The sequence below is a fragment of the Psychrobacter sp. TB20-MNA-CIBAN-0197 genome, assembly GCF_040309765.1.
Lineage (GTDB): Bacteria > Pseudomonadota > Gammaproteobacteria > Pseudomonadales > Moraxellaceae > Psychrobacter > Psychrobacter submarinus.
Window position 1 is genome coordinate 1 of the sequence record NZ_JBEOPC010001362.1, and the last position, 237, is coordinate 237.

At 34.6% G+C, this 237-nt stretch carries 1 protein-coding gene; it reads right to left on the bottom strand.

From position 1 onward, the window contains the following. On the bottom strand, nt 1-237 hold a 237-nt coding region (locus tag AAEY83_RS18405), incomplete at both ends, for a mechanosensitive ion channel family protein (RefSeq protein ID WP_502945225.1).

A 237-nucleotide genomic window follows, 5' to 3' on the forward strand; every position in this document is an offset into this window, starting at 1 on the left:
TTGTGAAAGTGAACATCCATTTGTGGAAATGGGATAGTAATATCTGCATCATCTAATGCGATTTTAATATTTTCCATTAATGACCAGTAAGTAGGCCAATAATCAGCAGCGTTAACCCAAGGACGAACAATAAAGTTAACACTTGAATCGCCTAACTCATTTACAGATACATTGTAAGCTGGATCTTTAAGTATGCGTGTTTCTGCATCTAATACAGATTTTAATACTTCTTTTGCG